We start from the raw sequence: 24,424 nt of genomic DNA, 5'->3' as shown, positions 1-24,424 counted from the left end.
AAATCAGCCGGCCTGTCGGATGCGGCTTTCGATCAACAGGCCGCTGTCGTCGAGGATCGGGTGCGCGACCGATGCGATATGGGCGTTGATGCGTTTGAGGTCGCGCAGCATATCGAGGTGCAGCGAACTGGTTTCGATGCTTTCCGCCCGCCCCTCGCGCAGGCGCTGCAGGTGCCGCTCGGCCGATTGGCGCTCAAGGCGACGGACGTCTTCCTTGACCTCCACCAGCCGCCGCGCCAAAGCCGCATCGCGGGTGGCAAACACCGTCTGCGCCATGCGCAGGTTGTCGAGCGTGATCGCAAACAGCCGTGTCAGCTCCTCGTGGCCATCCCTCGAAAAGGTCAGGCCCAACGCAATCTTCTTTGCGAGTTCGGCCAGCAGGCCCTTCTCGATGATATCGCCGATATGTTCGAGATTGATAGCGTAGTCGACGACATCCATTGCTCGCCGGCGGTTGTCTTCGCCGATATCCGCCTGACCAAGGCGCGAGACATAGACCTTGATCTGATGCTGCAGCCGATCGACCCGGCCTTCGAGCGTGCTGATGCCCGCGAGCTTCGCAGGATCCGCATGCTGCAGCGCATCGCTTGCCTGCGCCAGCATGCTTTCGATCAGATCTCCGACGCTTAGGACTTCGCGGCTGGCGCCGGCAAGGGCTGCCACCGGCATCGAAAGCTTGTCCTCGTCGAGATAGCTCGGCGCGTCCGGCGTCTGCTTCGGCTCCGGCAACAGCCGCGCGGTCATCCGGGCGAGCGGTCGCGACAGCGGCCATGCAAGCACCGCCAGCGCCAGATTGAAGACGAGATGCGCATCCACAGGCAGCTTGTCATGCGACAGCGGCAGGATATCGAGCAACTGTGCCGAATAGCCGGCAAGCGGCAGCGCCACCAAGCAGCCGATGGCGCGCACGATGAGATTACCGATCGTCACGCGTCTCGCGCTGATCGGCGCATGCAGCGTCGCCAGGACCGGCGGCACGGCGCCGCCGAGATTGGCACCGAGGACCAGGACGATGATCAGCCCGGTCGAAATGCCGCCCGTTGCCGCGAGCGACAGGATGAGGACGACGATGGCGAGGCTCGAGGATGCCAGGATCGCCAGCATGGCCGAGAAAATGAGTGCGACCGGCCAGGCATTGTCGAGCATCGCCAAAAAGGCCGAGAGCGCCGCAGATGCGCGCACCGGTTCCGTCGCAAGACCGATCAGATGCAGCGACAACAGCATGAGCCCGACGCCGACAAGGGCGGCGCCACCGCCTTTTCGCCCATTCGACGTTCCCCGTGAAAGGATGACGCCGACGAGGATCAGCAGCGGTGAGAGCCAGCCGATGCCAATCGACACGATCCACGCCGTCATTGCCGTTCCGACATTGGCGCCCAGAAGCACGATCTGCGCCATGCGCGGCGCAACGAGATTGCGTTCGGCGAAGGATGCGATCATCAGTGCCGTCGCAGTCGAGCTTTGCAGTGCGATCGTCGCAACCAGTCCGGCGAGGAAGGATCGCAAACCGTCGCGCGTGCCGGCGGCCAAGCCGGCCTTCAGCCGGGCGCCGAAGGCGCGCTGCACGCCATCCTTGACCTGCGAAAGCCCGAACAGCAGCAGCGCCACGGCGCCAACGAGATTGATGCTGACGATGGCCGATTCCATGGGTGCACTCCGGTCGGACGGTCCTTCGGTTCGTTACTGCTCGAAGCCCAGTTTCATTGTCTGCCGCGGCGCAGTTCCTCGCGGAACAACTGTTGGAATGCGGCGTATTTCTCAAAGCCCAGATCGCTGATCAGCCGCATGACCGTGGTGGTCGAAACGCCGGCCCGCTCAGCCACTTCCCGTGCGCTCGCAAAGGCGATGTCATAGGGATGGGATAGCGCGAACTTCGCGACTTCGAGCCGCCCGCCCTTGAGCCCGCGGGCACCGAGGCGAAACGCCTCCTTCAACTCCGGGACGCTTGCCGGCGGTTTCACCCCTCGACCGGGTAATACAAAAGACTGCTGGTCCATGGTCAAACAACCTCCTTCGCTTCTCGCTGCAAGGTGATCTCGATCTGCCGCGCACCCACTTCCGCTCGGTCGAGAAAGGCGGCAAACGCGCCCAGGAAGATCGACAGGAAACCGGCGACAGAGCGGTCCCACCCCTCATCCGGCTCTCGGCCGAAGCGCTCGGAAAGGGCGCGGTAAAGACGCAGCCGCTCTGGCGATATCGCAGGCAGCGCCAAGTGACCCGCCTGGCGCAGGCAGTACCAGTCGGCGATGACATCGATCATGCGGCAGGCAGCAACTCGTTCGGCCGAAAATCCGGACTTTTTTGCAAGCGCGTGCAATGCTTGCACCACCACGTCGGCATCAAGAAGTTCCGCGCAGATACCTGAGAGCGTGGCGCCCGAGACGCGGCTCACCACATCCTGCGGCCACTCCTTGGGAAAATAGCGGTGGCGAACCAAAGCCAGCTTATGAGCCCGCAGGAAAGCGCCGTAATCCTCGGCATTGAAGGCGGCATCGTCCGTCTCCCCTAGCCGCTCCGTCTCGCGGCGATAGGCCTGCGCCAGACGCGGATCCACCGTCTTCGCCGACAGCTCGACGGTATCGACGACAATACCGCCGTTCACCGGCTGAATGATCTTGAAGGCTGGAGGATAGGCGACGAGCGAGGGCACTGCCACATTGGTCAACTGGCGCTCGCCGCGGGTGCGTCGCGTTACACCCTCGACATGAAGGTGGCCGCTGAAATGCACGGTCAGCCCGGCGCCCAGCAAGGCATCGGTGACAGCTTGGCGCGGCGTGCGGCGGGCGATGTTGGTTTCCCCGAAGAGCACACGCTCGGCACCGGTCGCGCCGTCGAATGGATCGAGCGCCGGGTAATGCGAGAAGGCGAGCACGGTCTTGCCCAGCGCCTCTGCCCGCGCGCAGACGTCTGTGATCCACGAGACGATGAAGGGTTTCAGGCGCAGCATGGCGTTCCAGCCGGCGGCGGTGCTGTCGACAAAGGCTGCTTCCTCGCCGCCTACGAACGTGCCATCCCGTGGCTCGAACACATTGGCGTCGATCATCAACAGCCAGATTCCCGGTTCCGGCTCGACCAGATAGGAGGCATCCATCAACGAATATCGGTTGCTTCCATCCGGCGAAACCACCTCGTAACGCCGACTTTCGATATCGTCGGACAGGCCGAACGGCGTCTCCCAATGGAGATATTCCGGCTTGCGGAAATAGCCGCAGGCAGCCATCGGGCCGAGGCCGGTGGGATATCCCTCGCAATACATGCGCGGAGTGACGATCGCGCCCGCCGCCGTCGACGCAGGATCGCTGGTCACCCAGACGCTGGCGCCATCCTGGTCGAGGAACTCCTTGGTGTGGTGGCGCCCCGTCGGACCGAAAATGTCGTGATTGCCGGGAAGGGCATAGAAGGCGGTGCCGTATGCGTTGGCGTGCCGGTCGAGGATCCGGCGCAGGCTTGCGGTCGTCTGCCGCTGACCGTCATCGGTGTAATCACCGAGCAGGACGACGTGCCGGATGCCCCGATCCCGCACCTCGTCCAATGCCACTGAAAGTGCCTTGGCGCTCTCGTTAAAAACACGGGTCGACTGCCGCGTTTCGGCCCAGCTGCGAACCATCATCCGCTGCCCGTCGATGCTCATGCCGGGGAAATCGAAATCGCCTTCGAGATCGTGGAAATGCGCGTCGGCGATGACGGCGATACTGGCTTGGCTGCGCTTCAACATCAGTCCCGCCCGGATGTCTTGCCGGCGATCATGTCGATCCATTCAGACGCCCGGCGTGCCGCCTCGTAAAGCATCGGCTTCGGTGTCTCGAACCACTCGTCGGGACGCAGTTCGCGGTATTCACGAATGTGGGCGACCGCGGCGTCAAGCGTCGGGAAAAGCTCCGGCTGCTGTTTGTGCAGGAACAGGGCCACGAGCGAGACGGATCGGCTGCGTCCGCCGCGGCAGTTGACCAGCACATTGCCGCCATCGGCGAAGGGATAGGTTTCGCGCTTCGGCATCGCCTGGCGCAATGCTCCGTCCAGGATGTAGTAGGCGCCGAGCATCATCGTATCCGGACTGCCTTCGCCGTCGATCAGGCCGAGCTTGTAGTAGCGAATGTCGGCATAGCCGCTCGGCCGCAGATCGCCACCATCGTCAGCCTCCCTCTCGCGCACCCAGTTGATATCGAGATTGATCGCGCAGTTGACCACCACCGAAATGCCGTGGTGCTTCAGCAATTCGAGATCGCGTGCGCCGTCGCTGCCGCCGATATAGAGATCGGATTTGTGCGGACCGATCCCGCTTGCGATCAGACTGATCGCCGGGCGCGCATAAACAGGTGCATCCATGCCGTTTCCTTTCCAGATCGGGCGACGCCGAAAGGCATGCCACCCAGAATTCGCATTGTCGGCGCCCTTGGCAGAGCCGCTCAGGCGAGCTGCAGTTCGGCAACGACGTCGCCTGCCGAGGCGATCGGTATCCGCGATGCCCGGCTTATCCCACCGGCGATGCCTGGCGCGGATGCCAGAACCGGCCCGCCGCCGCGAAGGCTACCGATCTCCATGAAGGGACAGACATCACCGCCGGCCTCGGCGACAAGCAGCAATCCCGCCACGCAGTCCCAGGAGTTCATGTGCAGTTCGATATAGGCATCCGAACGACCGTCAGCGACATAGGCAAGCGCCAGCGCGCCCGAGCCTGCCCTGCGGACATTGGTGCCGAGCGCCAGCAGATCGCGGATCGTTTCGAGATAAATCTCGTTCGACACGCGGCCGGACCAGCCCATTTCCACCGACGCCGTCTCAAACGCCGTGGTGGCGGCGACGGCGATCGGCTGACCGTTGCGGGTCGCGCCTGAACCGCGCCGGGCGAAGTAGAGCTCATCCAGTGCGGGATTGTAGATGGCGCCGATCTCCGCCCGACCATCCTCGATATAGGCGATCGAGATGCAGAAATGCGGGATGCTGCGGGCAAAATTGGCGGTGCCGTCGACCGGATCGACCACCCAGAGACGATTACTGATCGATCCGCCGCCCTCCTCGCCGAAGAAGGCGTCGTCAGGAAAGTGCTCGGCGATCGCCTTGCGGATATGCGCCTCGGAGGCGGCATCCGTCTCGGTCAGAAAGTCCTGCGGCCCCTTCATCGAGAAGGCGCGCGTCGCGCTGTCTTCAAAGCCACGGAGCACAAGCGCTCCGGCCGACAGGATAATGTCTCGGCAAAGGCTCGCCCGACCCTCAAGATCGTTCGAATAGAATGGTCTTTCCAGGTTCATTCGGGCACGACTCCTTTGCACACGCGAGCATCTTTGCACACGCGTTCAATGGTGACAAGCCTCATTCTGGACCAGCTCGTGCGACGAATGCCCTGCTCGCCGCCAACGAACGGTTTCGAACAATGCAGGCGGGATGCAGGCGATATCGGCGGCTGTCTTCGATCCTCTTGACCGTGCGGCGAATGCGAGCCGGAAGCGAGCCGCCGCGTCGCACGGCCCGGAACGATGCCGGCGAGGCGCATCCGATGCGCGCCCTCGGCGCTTGTCCTCAAAGGTGAGTTTACAAAAGTATTATTATATGATTTTTTAAAACTGCTGCGAGGAGAGCAGCTTTCTTTGGGAGGAAATCATGAAATTCGCCAAAGCACTCGCGAGTGCAACGATCCTTGCTGCCTGCACGTTTGGCAGCGCATCTGCCGCAGATCTCGTTGTCGGTTTTTCGCAGATCGGCTCGGAGTCCGGCTGGCGCGCTGCAGAGACGACGCTGACGAAGCAGCAGGCTGAAGAGCGCGGCATCGACCTGAAATTCGCCGATGCCCAGCAGAAACAGGAAAACCAGATCAAGGCGCTACGCTCGTTCATCGCCCAGGGTGTTAACGCCATCCTGCTTGCTCCCGTCGTCGCCACCGGTTGGGACGAGGTTCTCGAGGAAGCCAAGGACGCGGAAATCCCCGTCATCCTGCTCGACCGAACCGTCGATGCGTCCGACGAGCTGTACATGACCGCCGTCACGTCTGACCTCGTGCATGAAGGCAATGTCGCCGGCAAATGGCTTGCCGACACGGTTGCCGGCAAGCCGTGCAACATCGTCGAACTCCAGGGCACGACAGGGTCTTCACCGGCGATCGATCGCAAGAAGGGCTTCGAGCAGGCGCTTTCCGGCCACGACAACCTGAAGATCGTCCGCAGCCAGACCGGCGACTTCACCCGCACCAAGGGCAAGGAAGTCATGGAAAGCTTCCTCAAGGCCGAAGACGGCGGCAAGAATATCTGCGCGCTCTACGCCCACAACGACGACATGGCGGTCGGCGCCATCCAGGCGATCAAGGAAGCCGGCCTGAAGCCGGGCAGCGACATCCTCGTCGTTTCGATCGATGCCGTGCCGGATATCTTCCAGGCGATGGCCGCGGGCGAAGCCAACGCCACCGTCGAACTGACCCCGAACATGGCAGGCCCCGCTTTCGACGCGCTCGCCGCGTTCCAGAAGGACGGAACAAAGCCGCCGAAGTGGATCCAGACGGAATCGAAGCTCTACACCCAGGCCGACGATCCGATGAAGATCTACGAAGCGAAGAAGGGTCTCGGTTACTGATCCCAGGCGCGACCGGCGTCGACGCGAACCGTCGGCGCCTGTTGTCACAAGCCAGACGATCGATACTGCGGAGTTGGACGACGGAACGGGCTCGCCCGCCTCGTTGTCGCCGCGGGCTCGATGTCCGGTCGGCATGCTTCGCTCGAGCACGAGGATCGAGGTGAAGCATGCTGATTTTCGGAACACTGAAGTAATGCGGCGTGCTCGACTGAGTGCGCCGCGTTCCAGTCAGGGAGGGATCATGCAGACCATCGGCGACAACCTGCTTTCGGCGACCCGGATCGACAAGGTCTTTCCCGGTGCGAGAGCCCTGGACAAGGTTGACTTTCATTTGCGCAGAGGCGAGGTCCATGCGCTTCTCGGCGAGAACGGCGCCGGCAAGTCGACGCTGGTCAAATGCCTCACCGGCGCGTACCGGCGCGACGGGGGCATGATCCTGCTCGACGGCGTCGAGATCGATCCGCGCGATACGTTCAATGCGCAGAAGCTCGGCATCGGCACCGTCTATCAGGAGGTCAACCTGCTGCCGAACCTGACGGTAGCGGAAAACCTTTTCCTCGGCCGACAGCCGCGCCGGTTGGGTTTCGTCGATGTCCGCGCCATGAACCGTCAGGCGCGCGCACTGCTTGAAAACTACGAGCTCGACCTCGACGTCACCCGCGCGCTCGACAGCTATTCCGTCGCCATACAGCAGGTCGTCGCGATCGCCCGCGCCGTCGATCTCTCCGGCAAGGTGCTGATCCTCGACGAGCCGACGGCAAGTCTCGACGCCCACGAAGTCGAGATGCTGTTTCGCATCATCCGGCGACTGAAGGCGCGTGGCCTCGGCATTGTCTTCATCACCCATTTCCTCGAACAGGTGTACGAAATCTCCGACCGCATCACTGTGCTTCGCAACGGCCAGCTGGTTGGCACCCGAGACACGGCGTCACTCGAGCGGCGCGACCTGATTTCGATGATGATCGGCCGCGAGCTTGCAGCGGAAATCCGCTCTGCGCGCGAAGGAGCGGATCTCACCGGATCGGTGCGCTATCGCTTCCGCAATTTTGGCCGCAAGGGCCACGTCTCCCCCTTCGACCTCGATGTGAGGGCGGGCGAAGTTGTCGGCATTGCCGGGCTTCTCGGCTCCGGCCGCACGGAGACGGCCGAGATCCTCTTTGGTGCCCATCGCGCCGACAGCGGCACGGCTGAAGTCGACGGCAAGACCGTCCAGCTATCGTCGCCGCGCCAGGCGATCGCGCGACGGTTCGGCTTCTGCCCCGAGGACCGCAAGACCGCGGGCATCGTCGGAGATCTCTCGGTGCGCGAAAACATCGTGCTCGCCCTTCAGGCGCGACGCGGCTGGACCCGTCCGATCTCCCGTACCGAGCAGAACCGCCTGGCGGACCACTATATCAGGGCGCTCGACATCCGCACGGCCGATCGCGAAAAGCCGATCCGACTGCTTTCCGGCGGCAACCAGCAGAAAGCCATTCTTGCCCGTTGGCTAGCAACGGAACCCGAATTCCTGATCCTCGACGAGCCGACGCGCGGCATCGACGTTGGCGCGCATGCCGAGATCGTCCGGCTCATCGAGGGTCTGCGCGAGAAAGGCATGTCGCTGATGGTCATATCGTCGGAGATCGAGGAACTCGTTGCCTACAGCACGCGCATCGTGGTGCTGCGCGACCGCCAGCACGTCGCCTCGCTCGAAGGCGATCGGATCACGGCGGACCAGATCATCGAGGCCATCGCATCGGCGAATGAACGGGGAGCGGCATGACAGCAATACTTAGGGGCTATGCGATCAGGCTCCTACCGCAGCTGATAGCGCTGGCGGTCATTCTCCTGATGGTATCCTTCGTGTTCCCGGGCTTCTTCCGCCTCGAAATCCAGAACGGCCGCCTCTATGGCAGTCTCATCGACATCCTCAACCGCGGCGCCCCTGTGGTTCTGCTCGCGATCGGCATGACCGTCGTTATCGCCACCAAGGGCATCGATCTTTCTGTCGGCGCCGTGATGGCGATCTGCGGGGCAGTCGCCGCCTCGTCGATCACGTCGGGCCACTCGCTGGCGATGACGCTTCTGATCACCCTTGGCACCGGCATTCTCTGCGGTCTCTGGAACGGTATCCTCGTCGCCATTCTCAATATCCAGCCGATCATCGCAACGCTGGTTCTGATGGTCGCCGGGCGCGGCATCGCTCAGCTCGTCACCGAAGGCGCGATCCTCACCTTCAACGATGAGGGGCTGATTTTTCTTGGCAGCGGCTCATTCGCTTGGCTGCCCCTGCCCGTGATCATCTGGCTGATCTTCGGCATCCTGGTAGCGCTGATCGTGCGAAAGACGGCGCTTGGCATGCTGATCGAGGCGATCGGCGTCAACCGCCAGGCAAGCACGCTATCCGGTGTGCTGACGCCGGTGCTGCTGATCGCTGCCTATATGCTATCAGGCCTTTGTGCCGCGATTGCCGGCATTATCGCCGCCGCCGACATCAAGGGCGCCGACGCCAACAATGCCGGGCTCTGGCTCGAACTCGACGCCATTCTTGCGGTCGTCATCGGCGGCACCTCGCTTCTCGGCGGCCGCTTCAGCATCGCCGCCTCCGTGCTCGGCGCCATCATCATCCAGTCGATCAACACCGGCATCCTGCTTTCCGGCTTTCCGCCGGAATTCAACCTGATCATCAAGGCGGCGATCATCGTCTTCATTCTCGTGCTGCAGTCGCCACCGGTTCGAAACGCCTTCACCTTTGTCGCGCTTCTGCGCGCCAGCAGAAAACCGATGGAGCGGCAAGCGCGATGAAACCCAAATACCTGCCGCTGACCGCAACCATCGTCATCTTCGTCTTGAGCTATGCGCTTTGCGTGGCGCAGTATCCCAACATCCTGTCGACGCGGGTCATCGGCAACCTGCTGACCGACAACGCCTTCCTCGGCATCGCCGCCGTCGGCATGACCTTCGTGATCCTGTCCGGCGGCATCGACCTTTCGATCGGCTCGGTGATCGCCTTCACCGGTGTGTTCCTGGCCGTCGTGCTGGAGAATAGCGGCGCCCATCCGCTCGCCGTCTTCGCCATGGTGCTGTTGATCACGACGTTCTTCGGAGCGGTAATGGGCGCCATCATCCACTATCTGGAGATGCCGGCCTTCATCGTCACGCTCGCCGGCATGTTTCTGGCCCGCGGCATGGCCTTCGTGCTGTCGATCGATTCCATCGCCATCAAGCATCCGTTCTACGGCACGTTGAAGGGTTTTTATTACAAGCTTCCCGGCGGCGGCAGGATCACGCTCATCGGTGGGCTGATGCTGCTCGTCTTTGCCATCGGCATCCTCATTGCCCACCGCACCCGCTTCGGCACCGACGTCTATGCCCTCGGCGGCGGCACCGCCACCGCCAAGCTGATGGGCGTACCGGTCGGACGCACCACCATCATGATCTACGCATTGTCAGGTTTGCTCGCGGGCCTTTCCGGCATCGTGTTCTCGCTTTACACCTCGGCCGGCTACTCGCTTGCGGCCGTCGGCGTCGAACTCGATGCGATCACTGCGGTGGTGATCGGCGGCACGCTTTTGACCGGCGGCTCCGGCTTTGTTGCCGGGACCTTCATCGGTATCCTCATCCAGGGCTTGATCCAGACCTACATCACCTTCGACGGCTCGCTTTCCAGCTGGTGGACGAAGATCCTGATCGGCCTGTTGCTGTTCGTCTTCATCCTCATGCAGAAGGGCATCGTATACGTGTCCCGCAACGAACAGCGGCACGTCTAGGAAGGGCATGGGTGCACCTCATGCTGCCAGGAACCTTCGCAAAGCAACCTGTGAAACGCTCAAGCCACGGCCATGTCGTGGACGAGCTCGGGCGCGCGGTGGTCGGCGGAGAGTTCTTAGCCGGCGATATTCTGCCTGGTGACGTCGAGCTGGCGGCACGCTTCAAGGTGTCGCGCACCGTGCTGCGCGAGGCAATGAAGACGCTCGCGGCCAAAGGTCTGGTGTTCCCGCGCGCGCGCATCGGGACGCGGGTCATGCCGCGCGCGCATTGGAACCTGTTCGACAGCGACGTGCTTTCCTGGCATTTCAGCGTTGGCGTCGACGAGGCGTTTTTAAATCACCTGAGCGAAATCAGGCTGGCGCTCGAACCCTTTGCGGCAGCGCTTGCGGCTGAGCGCGCCACCGACGCCGACATCGCCCAGATGATGCGGCTCGCCGTTGCCATGGGCAATGAAGACCACAGCGCCGAAACGCTGGCGCATGCCGACCTCGAATTCCACCTGCATCTCCTCGAAGCGTCCCTCAACCCGTTCATGCGCACGGTGGGCAGCCTGATCGAGGCGGCACTGATCGGCGTCTTCAAACTCACCAATCCTTCCGCCGACCGCAGCGAAATCGACCGCGTCGCCGTGACCCATATCCGCATCGTCGAGGAAATCCGCCGCGGTGACGCCAAAGGCGCCCGACATGCGATGGAAGACGTGATCCGGGCCGGCCAACAGCGGCTGATGTCGGACCTGACGATGCGACAAACCAGGCCGTCATAGCGCGCAGGAAATACCGAGTTCGGCGTCCCCGACCCCTGCTAATCGCCGCCCCCGTCATTTGCGAAACCTTTAAGATTCTGGCGCATAACGTCCCGCAGAATCCAGGAGTTGACGGTGGAAGCGCTACATACCCCGACGATCATGATCAGCTCCTTCGCGACGTTGGTGGTCTTTGCAGTCTTCTTCGCGCTCGCGTCACGCCAGGAGCGCAACAGCCTGGAACTGAGGCTGTGGTCCTGCGCATTTCTGGTCGCCGCACTTGGATTTACCCTGCTTGCCTTCCGAGGTCCGGGTTATTCCTTCGTCCCGGTGACGCTGGGCAACGCCCTGACGGTTCTGGGCTTGGCGCTCATCTGGCTCGGCCTGCGCGCCTTCGACAATCAACCGCTGAAGATCGCGTCCGCATTGGCCGGGCCGGTGTTGTGGTTGCTGGTCACCGGTTTTTCCGATTATGTCCAGAACAATGTCACCAGCAGGATCGTGCTGTTTTCCGCGCTGATCTTCGTCTATTCGGCGATGATCGCGGTCGAGATTTTCCGCTCCGACAATTTCCGCAGGCTTCCAAGCTCTTACATCGTCGCATTTCTCTTCGCCACGCATGGCCTGTTCTATCTCGTGCGCATCCCGCTGATCTTCGTCTGGCCGCTTTTCGGCAACACGGCGTCGGGCGCCGAACAGCCGATATGGTATCAGCTGCTGACCTTCGAACTCTTCATCCACAGTCTTGCGGGCGGGTTCTCGTTCTTCGCGCTGATCAAAGAAAGAACGCAGTACAGATACAAGCTGGCGTCGGAAACCGACGCCCTCACCGGTGTGCAGAACCGGCGCGCTTTCATGGCGAGCGTCGACGCCTATCTGGCGACAAGACCCGATGATGGAGCGTTGATGTACATGGACATCGACCACTTCAAGGCGATCAACGATCGCCATGGACACGCTGTCGGCGACAAGGTGCTCATCGAGTGCGCGGCGGTCATCTCGCAAGCCGTTGGCGGCAAGGGCTTCCTCTCGCGCATGGGCGGCGAAGAGTTTGCGGCCTGCTTCCCCGGGGTCGACCGATCGCAGGCCGCAGCCATCGCCGAGGACATCCGCAGTGCCTTCGAGCAGGCGCGGGTCAGGGCCGGAAACACGACGCTTTCGGCGACCGTCAGCGTCGGTGTTGCCTTTGTCGCAAGGCAACAGGGGGCAAGCGAGCTTCTGTCTTCCGCCGATCGAGCGCTCTATGCGGCAAAGGCGGCAGGGCGAAACGCGGTCTGGATCGCCGGCAAGGACAGCGCTCCCCAGTTCGCATCGGGGCTGGCGGCCCAACCGAACGAGAGAGCGCCTTCCCCGGGGAGGACCGAGAGAGGTCCGATGGCTAACTGCGCCTGAGCCGTCGCTATCGTCGTACCGGCAACTGAGGCGCAAGCAGCCGCCGGCAACACGCCTCGCCTCAAGCCTTCTGCATCAAGGCAATGGTGCGGTCGAGCGCGGTTGCAAACCCCTTGAGCGAGATCGAGAAACTGACCTCCTTCTCGGTGTCGCTGGCAAAGGCGACGAGCTTCAGCACCTTGCCGCCACGCAGCAGCTTGATCGTCTCCTCATTGAACGTCAGCGCGACGATGCATCCGACCGGCATGCAGGTTCGAAACCGCGAGGGTTTGCTACCCGTGGCATCATCGACCCCAAGAGAGACGCCCTTGTCCAGGTAGAGACCGAAAGGCAGCGCGAGCTGTCCCTGGAGGCCAGCGCCGTCGACCGGTTCAAGTTCCAGCGTCAGCACGCGCTGTCCGCTCTGGTGAACCTGGCGCTGCGAAAGAACACACCTGCGATTGCCGTCTGTCACCGCGCAGGCGACGCTCCAGTCGTCGTAGGTCTCGGCGAGCGAAGAGGGGGCCGTCGCGTCCTTCGGCGCCTCCTGCGCATAGAGCGGGTTGGTGGCGACGATCGTCGCCATCAACGTTGCGGTGATCCAGCGTAAAAGCCGCATCAGAAGCGCACATCAAGCTTGGCATCGACGGCATTCTGCGTCGTGCCTGAGCCGAACTGGCCGGTGTAGGTGATGCCAAGGCTCGCAGTGTCGGTCAGCGCGAAATCAATGCCGGCCTCGATGATCGCCGCATCCTCGGCGATCGGCGTACCGGCAACCGAGAAGGCACTGCCCGTGCCGAAAGCCATCGTCGAGAAAGGCGTCGTATCGCCAAAGGCGTGCTGCCAACCAAGCATGCCGCGCACCTTGGCGTTGGCGGCCCCCAGAATGAGAGGGGCCGACGCACGAAGACCGAGCGTCGTGAAGGTCGTATCGGTCGTGTTGCTCCTGCTCGACAGAGCCGCCGCAGCACCACTCTCAGTGAAACCGTCGGTGTGAAGGCTGACATAGGCGAGGTTCGCGAAGGGCTCGAGCGCTACGCTCGGCAGGTCGATACGGTATCCGACTTCGCCGAACGCCTGGAATGTGCCGGCATCATAGTCGGCCTTCAACGCGTCCCGGAAACCTGGGAAGACGACCGCTCTCTCCGTCGTGATCGAATGCCAAGTATAGGCAAGGCCGGACCGCAACGCGACATCGCCCCAACGACCGCCACCGTAGACGCCGAGATGGTAGTTGTCGCTGTCGCCGCTCGAAGCACGGCTGTCGACGTCAAAATTCGTCCGGCTGTAGCCGGCCATGATGCCAACCAGCGCGTTATCCGAGACCGCCGCATCGAAGCCGGTGATGAAGCCACCCGTCGACTGATCGAGTTGGCCGGTATTGCCGTTGCCATCGGTGTTGGTCCAGGAGCCGAAAACCTGCCCCCAGCCGACCATTGCCGGCGGCGGGACTGCGACCGCGTTGATCGCGCCGACTGCACCGGTCGTGATATTGTCCTCGGGCCCGTAGGCCAGAACCGGGACATTGGCAGCAGCAACGTCGCCGAAAGCGTCGCGAATGCGGTCGTTCGCCGCGTTGCGCAGCAAGCTGCTGTCATTGATCAGCGCTGTCTGTGCCGAAGCATGAACCTCGCCGGACAGACGCTCGAAGGCACCACGCGCATTGGCGGCGTCGAGCCTCAGGAGAATGTTGTAGAGCGCAAGCGATGGCCCACTCTGCGCAAGCGTGTTGAGGGCGAGCGCCGTGTTCCTCTGATTGCCGCTGATGGCCACGCGTTCGAACTTGGCCGACGTGCCCGGCGTGCCAGGGTTCGGGTTTCCAGGATTGGGATTGCCAGGGTTCGGGTTGCCGGGATTGGGATTACCAGGATTAGGTGTACCCGTATCCTTGATCGCGATCCTGAGATCGACCTGCTTGTCCTTCTGCTCCAGCGTGACATCGAGAAAGGCGGACTTCGAAATCGCCTGGGCAAACTGACCGTCGACACCGTTTTCCGCGGTCAGAATGGTATAGGTGTGGCCGTTCTGGTAGCTGGTATTGGCATCGAGCGCGGTCACCTCGACCTTGACGCCATTGCCGATCGTCGCGACGCCATCGCCCCGCACGCCGTTCTGCAGGCCCTTGACGGCGATCCTGTCGGAGCGACCGTCGCCGGCGATGTCGGCCTCGTAGATCGAGCCGTCGCTCATTTCCAGTTGCCCCATGATCGTCAGCGTGCCGGTCGAATTGTTTCCCGGTGCAATGACCGCTCTCTTGTCGACCGCGGTGGTGCCAATAGTGCCGGATCCGCCAAGGCGGCCGAAAGCCGTCGAGGCCGGATTGCCAATGCGGTTCAGCGTTTCCCCCCAGACGACGACGGAATTGGTGTAGGTCTTTCCGTCAAGAAAAGTTGTCTGCACTCTTCCCGCTTCGCCATCGACGATCAGGGTTCCATCCTTCACGTCGAACCGGGTCGTGCTGTAGTCCAAGGGGCCCGTGTCCGCGTCGTTATCGATTGTGTCGAGGTTGCTCTTTAGAACCAGCTTACCGCCGGAGACGTTCACCTTGCCGTGGAACTTCGTCAGGTCGCCGCTCACGACCGTTTCGCCCGAGAAATTGTTGATCGACCCTTGGCCACCGATCGTGTTGGCAAATTCATAGCCAGTGTTCGTGTGGTTGAAATTGACGTGCCCCTTCCTTGGGCCGAAATCGATCTTCGAGGAGGGATCGACCGTGCCGGCCGCCTGCGCCTGCCGAGCGATCGGACCGCCGACACGATCCATATCGACCTTGCCGCCGATCGAAAGGCTGCCCATGCCTTCCCGGATCGCACCACCGACGCCAGAAAGGACGATACCACCGCCCGCTGACAGCTTTGCGCCGTTGGCGACCGAAAGGTTGACGTCTCCGGCCTCGCCAATCGTCAGCTTGTCATTGACCTTGAACTCGCTACCAGCGCCGTCGACAGACACGTGAATGGTGTCGACGCTCTCATCCTCCCGGAGGGTCGCGGTGTTGGTCGAGACCACGGCGCCCTTCTCGATCGTGAAGCTGTCGCCGATCGTAAAGTCGCCGGCGTTGATCCAGCGCGAATTCTCGCCGCTCACCAGAACCGTGCCGTTCTCGAAAACGGCCTTGTTGGAGTTGATGACGCCACCGTCCTCGATCCTGACCGCGCCAGTGTTGAGCGTCAGCGCGCCGAAGGCCACCCCCAGAAAATCGGTGCTGAGCATGGATCCGGCACCGCGCACCACGAGCGTTCCGTCGCCTTCCTGCAAGGCGCCGATGTAGGTCTCCTTCGCCGAGACTTTGCCGCCATCCTCGACGATCAGCGTGCCCTTTCCGCCGTAGATGCCGCCCTCGAAACCCCCGATGAAAAGCACGCGGTAGCCGCGCGGATCTGGATCGACGATATCCCAGGTCGAGCCGGGACCGGAGACGACGACCGTTCCGACCGAGCCCTTGCCGTCAGCGATGTAGCCGCCCTTGCTTTCGACGGAGGCGCCGTCCTTGATCGTCAGAGTAGCGCCACTGGGACCGCCGCGGATCACGAGATTGCCGTTGATCGTATGGTCGGTGGTCCAGGTCGTGTCGTTTGGAACGAGCAATCCGGCCGCCTTCGCCGGCGACGGGACGAACGGCACGGCCGCCAGCATGATCGAGACAAGACCGGCGCGTCCAAGCGCAGTCGAGCTCAGAAGGTTGATCCTCAAAACGTCCGCCTTCACACAGGTATTCAATGTCTGCCCCTTTTCATTTGCGTTCGTCAGCGCACAACCCCCAGGCGAATACGAGCCAGGGGGCGGCGGGTCATCGGGCGCTATAGCAAGCCGGGGAAAGGGGAGAATTCTGCTTTCTGCAAACGGCAAATTGCAGCGCCCAAAGGTTGGGGCTTTCTGCGAACGGCTCGATTTCGCCGACGAACGGCAATCGACAACCATCTCGGCTTGAGGGATAAACCCACATGGCACCAGGAAATGACACGGCTTCGCCGGAAGAGACTCAGTATACCGCAGGTGTTCGCCGTGCGACGCTTTCCTACGGCTTCCTCTATCAATTCATGCAGGGCGTCATCAGCAGCGTACTATGGGCAGTCCTCGGATATGACCCAATAGAAGTTGCGCCGATCACCTTGATCCTGGTGTTGAACGGCACGCTGATGTCCTATGCGATGGCAGCCACGCTCTTCAGGTGCAGGGAGCGTTCCATTCTCTTCAAGCTCCTGGTCGGCTCCGCCTTGTCGCTCGTCGCGGCAGTGATCAACGCCGGCGTCGACCTCGCTTGCCACTTTCTTATCGCGCATGGCGATCCGGCCGACGTCAACTGGACCAACGTCGCCTATACCGTCATCTATTGCGTGGCGCTGTTCCACGGATGGGCCTTCTTCTACATTGCGCTTCTCTCCAATTTTGAGTTGCGCGAACGCGAACGGCGCCTGGCCTTGACGCGAGAAGAAGCGTTAACGGCGCAGATGCGGGCGCTGCGCTACCAGGTCAACCCACACTTCCTGTTCAACACCTTGAATTCGATCGCCGGGCTGATCGAGGAAGGTGCTTCGACGGCGGCGGGCCGCATGGTGCTTTCGCTCTCCTCCTTCCTTCGCACGACGCTCGAACTCGACCCAATGCAGGACGTCTGTCTCGCCGACGAGCTGGCGCTGCAGATCGGCTATCTCAACATCGAGGGCGAGCGCTTCTCGGACCGCATGCGACTGAAGCTCGACATCGCACCCGGCCTGGAGCAGGCGCTCGTGCCGAGCCTCATTCTCCAGCCGCTGATCGAGAATGCGGTGAAACACGGCGTCGGCAGTTCGGCCGGCGCGGTCGAAATCCTGATCAGCGCGGCACGTCACGGTGAAACCCTCGAGCTTTCCGTCGAAAACGACCTGACGATCGAACCGCAATGCGCGACCAAAAAGCCTCAGGGAACGGGTACAGGCCTCAAGAATGTCGCCGACCGCATCAGGGCCCGATTTCCGGAGATGGGGGCCTTCATTTCCGGTCTTGTCGCACCGCACCGCTTTCGGGCGGCGATCACCATGCCCTTGAGGCTGGCATGACGCTAAGGCCCCCGCGGAGCGGCAGGCCGGCAAAAGCAACGGGGTTTGCATTCCGCAAGCGGCAAATAGCAGCGCCCGAAAGGTCGGGACTTTCTGCAAACGGCTTGATTTCGCCGACGAACGGCAATCGACATTGGCGGCCGGTTGAACGATAAAAATGGCATGAAACCCAAGGACGAAACAAAATCGCCGGACGAAAGCGCCTATATCGGCAGCGTTCGGCGCACGACGCTCTGGCTCGGTTTTCTCTATTGGTTCGTGGAATTTCTCATCAGCAGTATCCTGTGGGGCATACTCGGAACCGATCCGATCGTGTCTGCCCCCGGCAAATTGCTGCTGATGTCCTGTGGCATGGTTCTTTCCTACGGTATCGCGGCGGCGATGTTTCGGGTCAGGCACCGGCATATAGCCACCAAGATCGTCGTTGGATTCTCCACCTCTCTCATTGCCGCCTTTGCCAATACCGGCATCGACTTCCTGCTCTATGTTTTATTCGTGCGTCCCGACCCGATCACGGTCGACTGGACGAATACCGGTTACACGCTCGTCTACAGCATGGCGACGTTCGTGGGGTGGTCGTTCTTCTTCGTCGCGCTGCTCTACAGCTTCGAGCTGCGTGAGCGCGAACGGCGCCTGGCGATCTCGCGGGAGGAAGCACTGGCCGCGCAAATGCGTGCGCTCCGATACCAGGTCAATCCGCACTTTCTGTTCAATACGCTGAACTCCATCACCGGCCTGATCGAGGAAGGGCAGACCATTGCAGCGACCCGCATGGTGATGTCGCTTTCGAACTTTCTGCGCACGACGTTGGAGCTCGACCCGCTGCACGACGTGCGGCTTGCGGATGAACTCGCCCTGCAAACCGGATATCTGCATATCGAAGGCGAGCGTTACTCCGACCGGATGAAGCTGCGGATGGACATCGCCAATGGCCTGGAAGAGGCTCTGGTGCCAAGCCTGATCCTGCAGCCCTTGATCGAGAACGCCGTGAAACACGGCGTCGGCCGCTCTCCTGATCAGGTTGAGATCGTCATCAGCGCGGCCAAGGTCGGCCATGCGCTCGAGATCGCTGTCGAAAACGATATCGCGCCGGAGACCGGGGGCGGGCGACGCCAGTCTTCCGGCACCGGGATCGGTCTCAAGAATGTCGCCGATCGGGTGCAGGCGCGCTTTCCAGGCGTCGGCGCCTGTGTATCCGGCCTTGTAACGCCCAAGCGTTTCAGAGCAGCAATCACAATGCCCCTGAGGCTCGCATGAACGAAATCCAGTTAGAGCCCCTGTCGATCCTCGTCATCGATGACGAGCCCCTGGCGCGGCGCCGCCTTATACGCCTGCTCGGGGCCATGCCCGGGATCAAGATCGTCGGGACGGCCGGCAATGTGCAGCAGGCCTGCGTTCTCGTCGCCGAACTTTTGCCGGACGTGATCCTGCTCGACATCCAGATGCCCGGCGGCACCGGCTTCGACATTTTGGAACGGTTGGGCAACAACGCACCTGCCGTCGTTTTCGTGACCGCCTTCGATCACTATGCCCTTCGCGCCTTCGAGGCCGCCGCGGTCGACTATGTCACCAAACCGATCGAGCCCAATCGTCTACGAACTGCGATTGATCGGGCCCGCATGGCGATTGCGGCACGAACAAGCGCCGAACGCGTGCTGGAACTCAACGAAACCGTGCGGGCGCTCCGGCAGGCGCTTCGCAAGCAGGAGGCGCAGGTCGCCGATATCTGGGTGAAGGCAAGAGGCGAGTTCATTCGCATCGCGCTCGATCGCGTGGTGCGGTTCCAGGCGGAGCGCGACTACGTCCGCATCCACACCGAGAACAAATCCTACCTGCACCACGAGAGCCTGGCTTCACTCGCAGGCCGGCTGGACCCGGCTGAGTTTCTCCGGCTCCACCGAAGCTCGATCGTTCGGCGCCATTGCATCGTCGGCTTGCGGCAGGCGCCCTTCGCCGCCTTGATCGCGCTTCTGTCGGACGGAAGCGAAATCCGCGTCGGGCGAACCTACGTAAAGCAGGTGCGTCCCCTCTCCACAGAGCGCTAGATCATTTCACTGTTTCATCGAAACAGTGAAATGATCTAGCTCGTTGAAATAGCGCAATTCCGGACGGAAAACCGTTTCACACTTTTCCTGGAATTGCTCTAGGACGCCGGCCGGCCGCAGCATCCAACGGCGCACTGTCGCCAATGGCAAAGGTCAGGCTAACATCCCCAACCTGCTAGTCTTCGGTAAAAATCGGGTCCTGCGTGAACATTCCGCCCTGATAGACGGCAAGCGGCGACGAGGCCTCCGGCCGGCCAGGCGAAACTTCGAGTTCGGCGCGGAAGCGCTCGGCATTATCCCGCGGCCGCCAGCCCAGATAGGCGGCGTGCGAATTGTCCCACCAGCGGCTGTCATTGTCCGAGATGCCCCATACGACCGGGCATCCGAGCATCGGCGCCCGGAACACGCAAGCGATCAGCGCGGCAAAATCGTCATAGGACATCCAGGTCGACAGCATGCGGTGGTTGGTCGGCTTTTCCATGCAGCTGCCGATCCGAACAAGCGCCGTCTCCTGGCCGAATTTCTCAAAATACATCCGGGCCAGCGCCTCGCCGAAACATTTCGACACGCCATAGAGGCCATCGGGGCGCATCGGCGCATCCGCCTCCACGTGCTCGTCCTGCCGGTAGAAGCCGACAGTATGGTTGGAACTGGCAAAAAGAATGCGCGGCTGACCGTGCGCCCGTGCGGCCTCGTAGAGATTGTAGAGACCCAGCAGGTTTGCATTGAGGATCTTGGAGAACTTGTCCTCGACCGAGATGCCACCCAAGTGAAGAATGGCGTCGCAGCTCTCGACCAGCCGATGCACGGCGGCTGCGTCGCCGAGATCGCAGGGCATGATCTCCTCATGCGGTGCCGCCGTGCCTAGATCGGCAATATCCGAAAGACGCACGACCTCCGCCAGGTGAGCCAAGCGCCCCCGCATGGCGCGACCCAATGCTCCCGCCGCACCTGTCATCAACAGTCGCTTCAAGTCCAGTCCTCCGTAACCGGCGCGCCTTGTCGCCGGGATCGATGCATTGCATTTCTGCGCAACTCATCATACAGGTTGATGCGAGGGCGTCAATAAATCGGACATGTGATGCCACAAGCCCGATGTGGCACACAGGCTGGACAAAACGTACCGACAGGCGGACAAACGACCACGAGAAGGAGACGAGATGAGCGTTCAAACGAAGCTGGAGCCGGGCACCGGAACAGGCACGTTGACGTCGAGGCTCGGCGACACGTTGCGGCGGGCGATCGCTGCGGGTCAGTTTCCGCGGGGCAGCAAGTTGCCGAGCGAGGCGCAGCTCTCCGAGGCTCACGGCGTCAGCCGCACGGTCGTGCGCGAGGCGATCGCCGCACTTCGGGCAGACCGGCTGGTCGAGGCGCGTCAGGGCGCGGGTGTCTTCGTTCTCGAGCCCCCACCCGCCGCCGGACCCATACCGCTTTCCCTGCATCATATCGACCCGGCGCGCGTATCCTCCATGATCGAACTGCTGGAGTTGCGAACCGCCGTCGAGGTAGAAGCCGCAGGACTTGCCGCGCTTCGACGGTCGCCGGCGCAGGAAGAGGTGATCATCGAAAGACACGATGCGGTCCGCGCCTGCCTCAACGCCGGCGTCTCCAGCGTCGAAGCCGACTTCGCCCTGCATCTCGCCATAGCCGAGGCCACCAACAATCCGCGCTTCCGTGAGTTCCTGGCGATGATCGGCAGAAACGTCATCCCGCGCGGTGCACTGCGCAACGACGACAGCGAACAGGATCAGTCCGCCTATATCGCCATGCTCGACAACGAACACAATGACATCGTCGTCGCCATATCCAACGGCGACGAAGAGGGTGCGCGCGAGGCGATGCGACGCCATCTGCGGGGCAGCCAGGCCCGCTACCGGACACTGCTGCGCGAACAACGCGCACCTGTACGATAACTTATTGACACAATATCGCCGTACATGTACGACAACTCTGCCGGAGGAGGCAGGCAGAGGAAATCGAGCATGACGCCGCAAGAGATCAAGGCCGCGCTTGGCGCCGGACTGTTGTCATTCCCCGTGACGCATTTTGATGCCGAGCGAAAGTTCCATCCCGAGAGCTACCGTCGCCATGTCGAATGGCTGTCCGGCTTCGATGCTCCGGTGCTGTTTGCCGCCGGCGGGACCGGCGAGTTCTTTTCGCTTTCGCCTAAGGAAATACCCGGCATCGTCGCCGCTGCGAAGGAAGCTGCCGGCAAAACCGCCATTGTTTCGGGATGCGGCTTCGGCACCGAGATCGGTGTCGAACTGGCGCGCGCCGTCGAAAAATCCGGCGCGGACGGCATCCTGCTTCTGCCGCATTACCTGATCGACGCGCCGCAGGAAGGGCTCTTCGTCCATGTGAAGCAGATCTGCCAATCGGTCGGCATCGGCGTCATGGTCTATAACCGCGACAACTCGGTGCTGGCGGTCGATACGCTGACGCGCCTGTGCGACGAATGCCCCAACCTCATCGGCTTCAAGGATGGGACGGGCGATATCGGCCTCATCCGCCAGATCACCGCAACCATGGGCGATCGGCTGACCTATCTCGGCGGCATGCCAACGGCCGAACTCTTCGCCGAAGCCTATCTCGGAGCGGGTTTCACCACCTACTCGTCCGCCGTCTTCAATTTCGTGCCGGGGCTCGCCGTCGAGTTCTACAAGGCGTTGCGCGCTGGCAATCGGGCACGCTGCGAAGAGATCCTGCGTGATTTCTTCTACCCCTTCATGGCCATCCGCAACCGCCGCAAGGGCTATGCCGTCGCCGCGATCAAGGCCGGCGTCCGGCTGCAGGGTTTTGATGCGGGCCGCGTGCGGCCGCCGCTCGACGACCTGACGGCGCAGGAAGAAGACATGCTCGCAACGCTTATTGCGCCCTGGAAACGCTAGGATGAAAATCACAGCCGTCCGCACGCATCTGCTGGAACACCGCCTTGCGGTGCCGTTCGAGAGCGCGTCGATGCGCTTCGACCGGCGGGCCCATGTGCTGGTGGAGATCGTCTGCGACGACGGCACCACCGGCTGGGGCGAATGCCTTGGCCCAGCAAGACCCAACGCCGCCGTGGTCGCCGCCTATACCCCTTGGCTTACGGGCGCCGATCCACTTGAAACCGAAAAGATCTGGGCGCGGCTCTACAACGCGCTGCGCGACCAGGGCCAGCGCGGCCTGGCGCTGACCGCGCTGTCAGGCATCGACATCGCGCTTTGGGACATCAAGGGCAAACATTTCGGCGTGCCGGTTTCCACGCTTCTCGGAGGCCGCTTCCGCGAAACGGTCAAGGCCTATGCAACGGGAAGCTTCAAGCGCGACGGCATCGACCGGGTCGAGGACAACGCCGCCGAAGTCGCCCGCTATCGCGCTGAGGGCTTTCATGCCAGCAAGATCAAGATCGGGTTTGGCGTGCGCGAGGATCTTGCTGTCGTCCGTGCCGTGCGCGAAGCGGTCGGCACAGACATGCGGCTGATGGTCGATGCCAATCATGGCTACGACGTGCTTGAGGCGCTCGCGTTTGGCCGCAAGGCTGCCGATTTGGACCTCGACTGGTTCGAGGAGCCGGTGGTGCCGGAACAGCTCGGCGCCTATCGTGAAGTGCGTGCCGGCCAACCGATACCGGTCGCCGGCGGAGAAACCTGGCATAGCCGCTGGGGGATGCGCGAGCCGGTCGAAACCCGCGCCGTCGACATTCTCCAGCCCGATCTTGCCGGCGTCGGTGGGTTCACCGAGGCGCGACGCGTCGCCGATATGGCAGCGCTCCATGGCGTCCGCATCGTCCCGCATGTCTGGGGGACGGCGGTTCATATCGCTGCCGCCCTCCAGTTCATGGCGGCGATGGTGCCCAACCCGGTGCGCGTCAATCCGATCGAGCCGATCCTCGAATTCGATCGCACCGAAAATCCGTTCCGGCAGGCGGTGATCAAAACGCCGATCGAGCATGACCAGGGGGTTGTCAAAATCCCCGGTGGTCCGGGACTTGGCATCGAAATCGACCGCGATGCGCTTGCCGAGTTCCGGATGAGGGATGATTGAGATGCTGGTCAGAACGCTCTCCGGTCGCCCGCCAAAAATCGCGCTGCCAAGAGGCACAGTCGATACCCAGTTGCATATGTATCTGCCCGGCTTTCCCGCCCTTGCTGGCGGGCCCGCACTTCCCGCCGGTGCCCTGCCCGATGCGGGCCAATACAGAAAGCTCATGCGGTGGCTCGGCATAGACAGGGTCATCATCACGCAGGGCAATGCCCATCAGCGCGACAATACAAATCTGATTGCCTGCCTGAAAGCCATGGGACCCTTGGCCCGCGGCGTCGCCGCCTTCGGCGCGGAGACCTCGGAGCGCGAGCTCGACGCGCTATCTACGGCAGGGGTCATCGGCGCAAGGATCATGGATCTGCCCGGCGGCGCCGTCGGCCTTGACGAACTCGAAGCTGTGGATGACCGGGCGGCAGCCCGCGGCTGGATGGTCGCCATCCAGTTCGACGGCAGCAACATCCTTCAGCACGAACCAAGACTGCAGAAACTGAAATCCCGTTGGGTTTTCGACCATCACGGCAAGTTCTTCTCCGGCGCGGCACCGGATGGACCCGAAGTCGCCGCGGTCAAGCGGCTGATCGATGGCGGCAACTGCTGGTTCAAGTTTGCCGGTGTCTACGAATCCTCAAAGACCGGCGGTCCCGATTTTGCCGACGTCGCCGCACTGTCGCGCGCGGTTGTCGCGCATGCGCCCGAACGCGTGGTCTGGGGCAGCAACTGGCCACACAACCTTGCAAAGACCAACGCCGACTATCCCGACGATGCCGAACTGACCGACACAGTTCTGGGCTGGCTGCCGGACGCCGGCGCCCGTCATCGCGTGCTCGTCGAAAATCCTGAACGGCTCTTTGGCTTGAAGCCATTCACGGACAGAGGTGCCTGAAGCC

General features: G+C 62.4%; 21 protein-coding genes. 13 read left to right on the top strand and 8 right to left on the bottom strand.

Annotation, left to right across the window (positions count from 1 at the left end; genetic code table 11):
• Positions 1-3: 3 nt before the first annotated feature.
• The 5 genes from ASD00_RS08670 to ASD00_RS08650 all read right to left on the bottom strand — a co-directional run bounded on the left by ASD00_RS08670 (position 4) and on the right by ASD00_RS08650 (position 5,249).
• Positions 4-1,647, bottom strand: a complete 1,644-nt coding sequence (locus ASD00_RS08670; protein ID WP_057206084.1) for a Na/Pi cotransporter family protein — start codon at positions 1,645-1,647, stop codon at positions 4-6.
• Between the two features lie 53 nt (positions 1,648-1,700).
• A complete protein-coding gene (locus ASD00_RS08665) occupies positions 1,701-1,997 on the bottom strand; it encodes a MurR/RpiR family transcriptional regulator (protein ID WP_057213248.1) in 297 nt (98 codons plus the stop codon).
• A gap of 2 nt (positions 1,998-1,999) precedes the next feature.
• On the bottom strand, positions 2,000-3,715 hold the full coding sequence (locus tag ASD00_RS08660) for a metallophosphoesterase (RefSeq protein WP_057206082.1): 1,716 nt from the start codon (positions 3,713-3,715) through the stop codon (positions 2,000-2,002).
• Positions 3,715-4,326 carry a dual specificity protein phosphatase gene (locus ASD00_RS08655; RefSeq protein ID WP_057206080.1) on the bottom strand — a complete coding sequence of 204 codons (612 nt, stop codon included), beginning with the start codon at positions 4,324-4,326 and terminating at the stop codon, positions 3,715-3,717. The genes ASD00_RS08660 and ASD00_RS08655 overlap by 1 nt, the downstream gene beginning before the upstream one ends.
• An 80-nt stretch (positions 4,327-4,406) precedes the next feature.
• On the bottom strand, positions 4,407-5,249 hold the full coding sequence (locus ASD00_RS08650) for an inositol monophosphatase (RefSeq protein ID WP_107028381.1): 843 nt from the start codon (positions 5,247-5,249) through the stop codon (positions 4,407-4,409).
• Positions 5,250-5,598: 349 nt separating this feature from the next.
• On the opposite strand from ASD00_RS08650, the gene ytfQ reads away from it, so the two are divergent.
• The 6 genes from ytfQ to ASD00_RS08615 all read left to right on the top strand — a co-directional run bounded on the left by ytfQ (position 5,599) and on the right by ASD00_RS08615 (position 12,448).
• Positions 5,599-6,561, top strand: coding sequence for a galactofuranose ABC transporter, galactofuranose-binding protein YtfQ (gene ytfQ, locus ASD00_RS08640; protein ID WP_025429934.1), 963 nt, complete (start codon positions 5,599-5,601; stop codon positions 6,559-6,561).
• Between the two features lie 241 nt (positions 6,562-6,802).
• Positions 6,803-8,323 (top strand): galactofuranose ABC transporter, ATP-binding protein YtfR, encoded by a 1,521-nt coding sequence (gene ytfR, locus ASD00_RS08635; protein WP_025429933.1) that lies wholly within the window; start codon positions 6,803-6,805, stop codon positions 8,321-8,323.
• Positions 8,320-9,345 carry an ABC transporter permease gene (locus ASD00_RS08630; protein ID WP_057206076.1) on the top strand — a complete coding sequence of 342 codons (1,026 nt, stop codon included), beginning with the start codon at positions 8,320-8,322 and terminating at the stop codon, positions 9,343-9,345. Before ytfR ends, ASD00_RS08630 begins: the two co-directional genes overlap by 4 nt.
• Positions 9,342-10,310, top strand: coding sequence for a galactofuranose ABC transporter, permease protein YjfF (gene yjfF, locus ASD00_RS08625; RefSeq protein ID WP_057206074.1), 969 nt, complete (start codon positions 9,342-9,344; stop codon positions 10,308-10,310). The genes ASD00_RS08630 and yjfF overlap by 4 nt, the downstream gene beginning before the upstream one ends.
• Positions 10,311-10,333: 23 nt before the next feature.
• Positions 10,334-11,077: a FadR/GntR family transcriptional regulator gene (locus ASD00_RS08620; protein ID WP_082523497.1), complete on the top strand. Its 744-nt coding sequence runs from the start codon at positions 10,334-10,336 to the stop codon at positions 11,075-11,077.
• Positions 11,078-11,191: 114 nt separating this feature from the next.
• Complete coding sequence (locus ASD00_RS08615) at positions 11,192-12,448, top strand: GGDEF domain-containing protein (RefSeq protein ID WP_156585504.1); 1,257 nt, start codon at positions 11,192-11,194, stop codon at positions 12,446-12,448.
• Between the two features lie 61 nt (positions 12,449-12,509).
• On the opposite strand, the gene ASD00_RS08610 is transcribed toward ASD00_RS08615, so the two are convergent.
• Together ASD00_RS08610 and ASD00_RS08605 are read right to left on the bottom strand one after the other, a co-directional pair.
• Entirely contained in the window at positions 12,510-13,046 is a 537-nt protein-coding gene (locus tag ASD00_RS08610; protein ID WP_057206068.1) for an invasion associated locus B family protein, read from the bottom strand.
• Positions 13,046-16,147, bottom strand: coding sequence for an autotransporter domain-containing protein (locus ASD00_RS08605; RefSeq protein ID WP_162249716.1), 3,102 nt, complete (start codon positions 16,145-16,147; stop codon positions 13,046-13,048). The genes ASD00_RS08610 and ASD00_RS08605 overlap by 1 nt, the downstream gene beginning before the upstream one ends.
• Positions 16,148-16,371: 224 nt before the next feature.
• Between ASD00_RS08605 and ASD00_RS08600 the strand changes: the two genes are divergently transcribed.
• The 3 genes from ASD00_RS08600 to ASD00_RS08590 all read left to right on the top strand — a co-directional run bounded on the left by ASD00_RS08600 (position 16,372) and on the right by ASD00_RS08590 (position 19,511).
• Positions 16,372-17,466, top strand: a complete 1,095-nt coding sequence (locus ASD00_RS08600) for a histidine kinase (RefSeq protein WP_057206064.1) — start codon at positions 16,372-16,374, stop codon at positions 17,464-17,466.
• A 162-nt stretch (positions 17,467-17,628) separates the two neighbouring features.
• Positions 17,629-18,723: a histidine kinase gene (locus ASD00_RS08595; RefSeq protein WP_057206062.1), complete on the top strand. Its 1,095-nt coding sequence runs from the start codon at positions 17,629-17,631 to the stop codon at positions 18,721-18,723.
• Positions 18,720-19,511, top strand: a complete 792-nt coding sequence (locus ASD00_RS08590) for a LytTR family DNA-binding domain-containing protein (protein ID WP_057206059.1) — start codon at positions 18,720-18,722, stop codon at positions 19,509-19,511. Before ASD00_RS08595 ends, ASD00_RS08590 begins: the two co-directional genes overlap by 4 nt.
• Positions 19,512-19,686: 175 nt before the next feature.
• On the opposite strand, the gene ASD00_RS08585 is transcribed toward ASD00_RS08590, so the two are convergent.
• Positions 19,687-20,484, bottom strand: coding sequence for an NAD(P)-dependent oxidoreductase (locus tag ASD00_RS08585; RefSeq protein WP_057206057.1), 798 nt, complete (start codon positions 20,482-20,484; stop codon positions 19,687-19,689).
• Positions 20,485-20,671: 187 nt separating this feature from the next.
• On the opposite strand from ASD00_RS08585, the gene ASD00_RS08580 reads away from it, so the two are divergent.
• From ASD00_RS08580 to ASD00_RS08565, 4 genes are all read left to right on the top strand, one after another.
• Positions 20,672-21,424: a FadR/GntR family transcriptional regulator gene (locus ASD00_RS08580; protein ID WP_057206053.1), complete on the top strand. Its 753-nt coding sequence runs from the start codon at positions 20,672-20,674 to the stop codon at positions 21,422-21,424.
• Between the two features lie 69 nt (positions 21,425-21,493).
• Positions 21,494-22,399: a 5-dehydro-4-deoxyglucarate dehydratase gene (gene kdgD / locus ASD00_RS08575; protein ID WP_057206051.1), complete on the top strand. Its 906-nt coding sequence runs from the start codon at positions 21,494-21,496 to the stop codon at positions 22,397-22,399.
• A gap of 1 nt (position 22,400) precedes the next feature.
• Positions 22,401-23,537: a mandelate racemase/muconate lactonizing enzyme family protein gene (locus ASD00_RS08570; protein ID WP_057206049.1), complete on the top strand. Its 1,137-nt coding sequence runs from the start codon at positions 22,401-22,403 to the stop codon at positions 23,535-23,537.
• 1 nt (position 23,538) lies between these two features.
• Entirely contained in the window at positions 23,539-24,420 is an 882-nt protein-coding gene (locus tag ASD00_RS08565) for an amidohydrolase family protein (RefSeq protein WP_025429919.1), read from the top strand.
• The last annotated feature ends 4 nt before the right edge of the window (positions 24,421-24,424 follow it).

This window comes from Ensifer sp. Root31 (genome assembly GCF_001424825.1).
Lineage (GTDB): Bacteria > Pseudomonadota > Alphaproteobacteria > Rhizobiales > Rhizobiaceae > Ensifer > Ensifer canadensis.
This window is presented reverse-complemented; position numbering and strand designations above follow the sequence as displayed.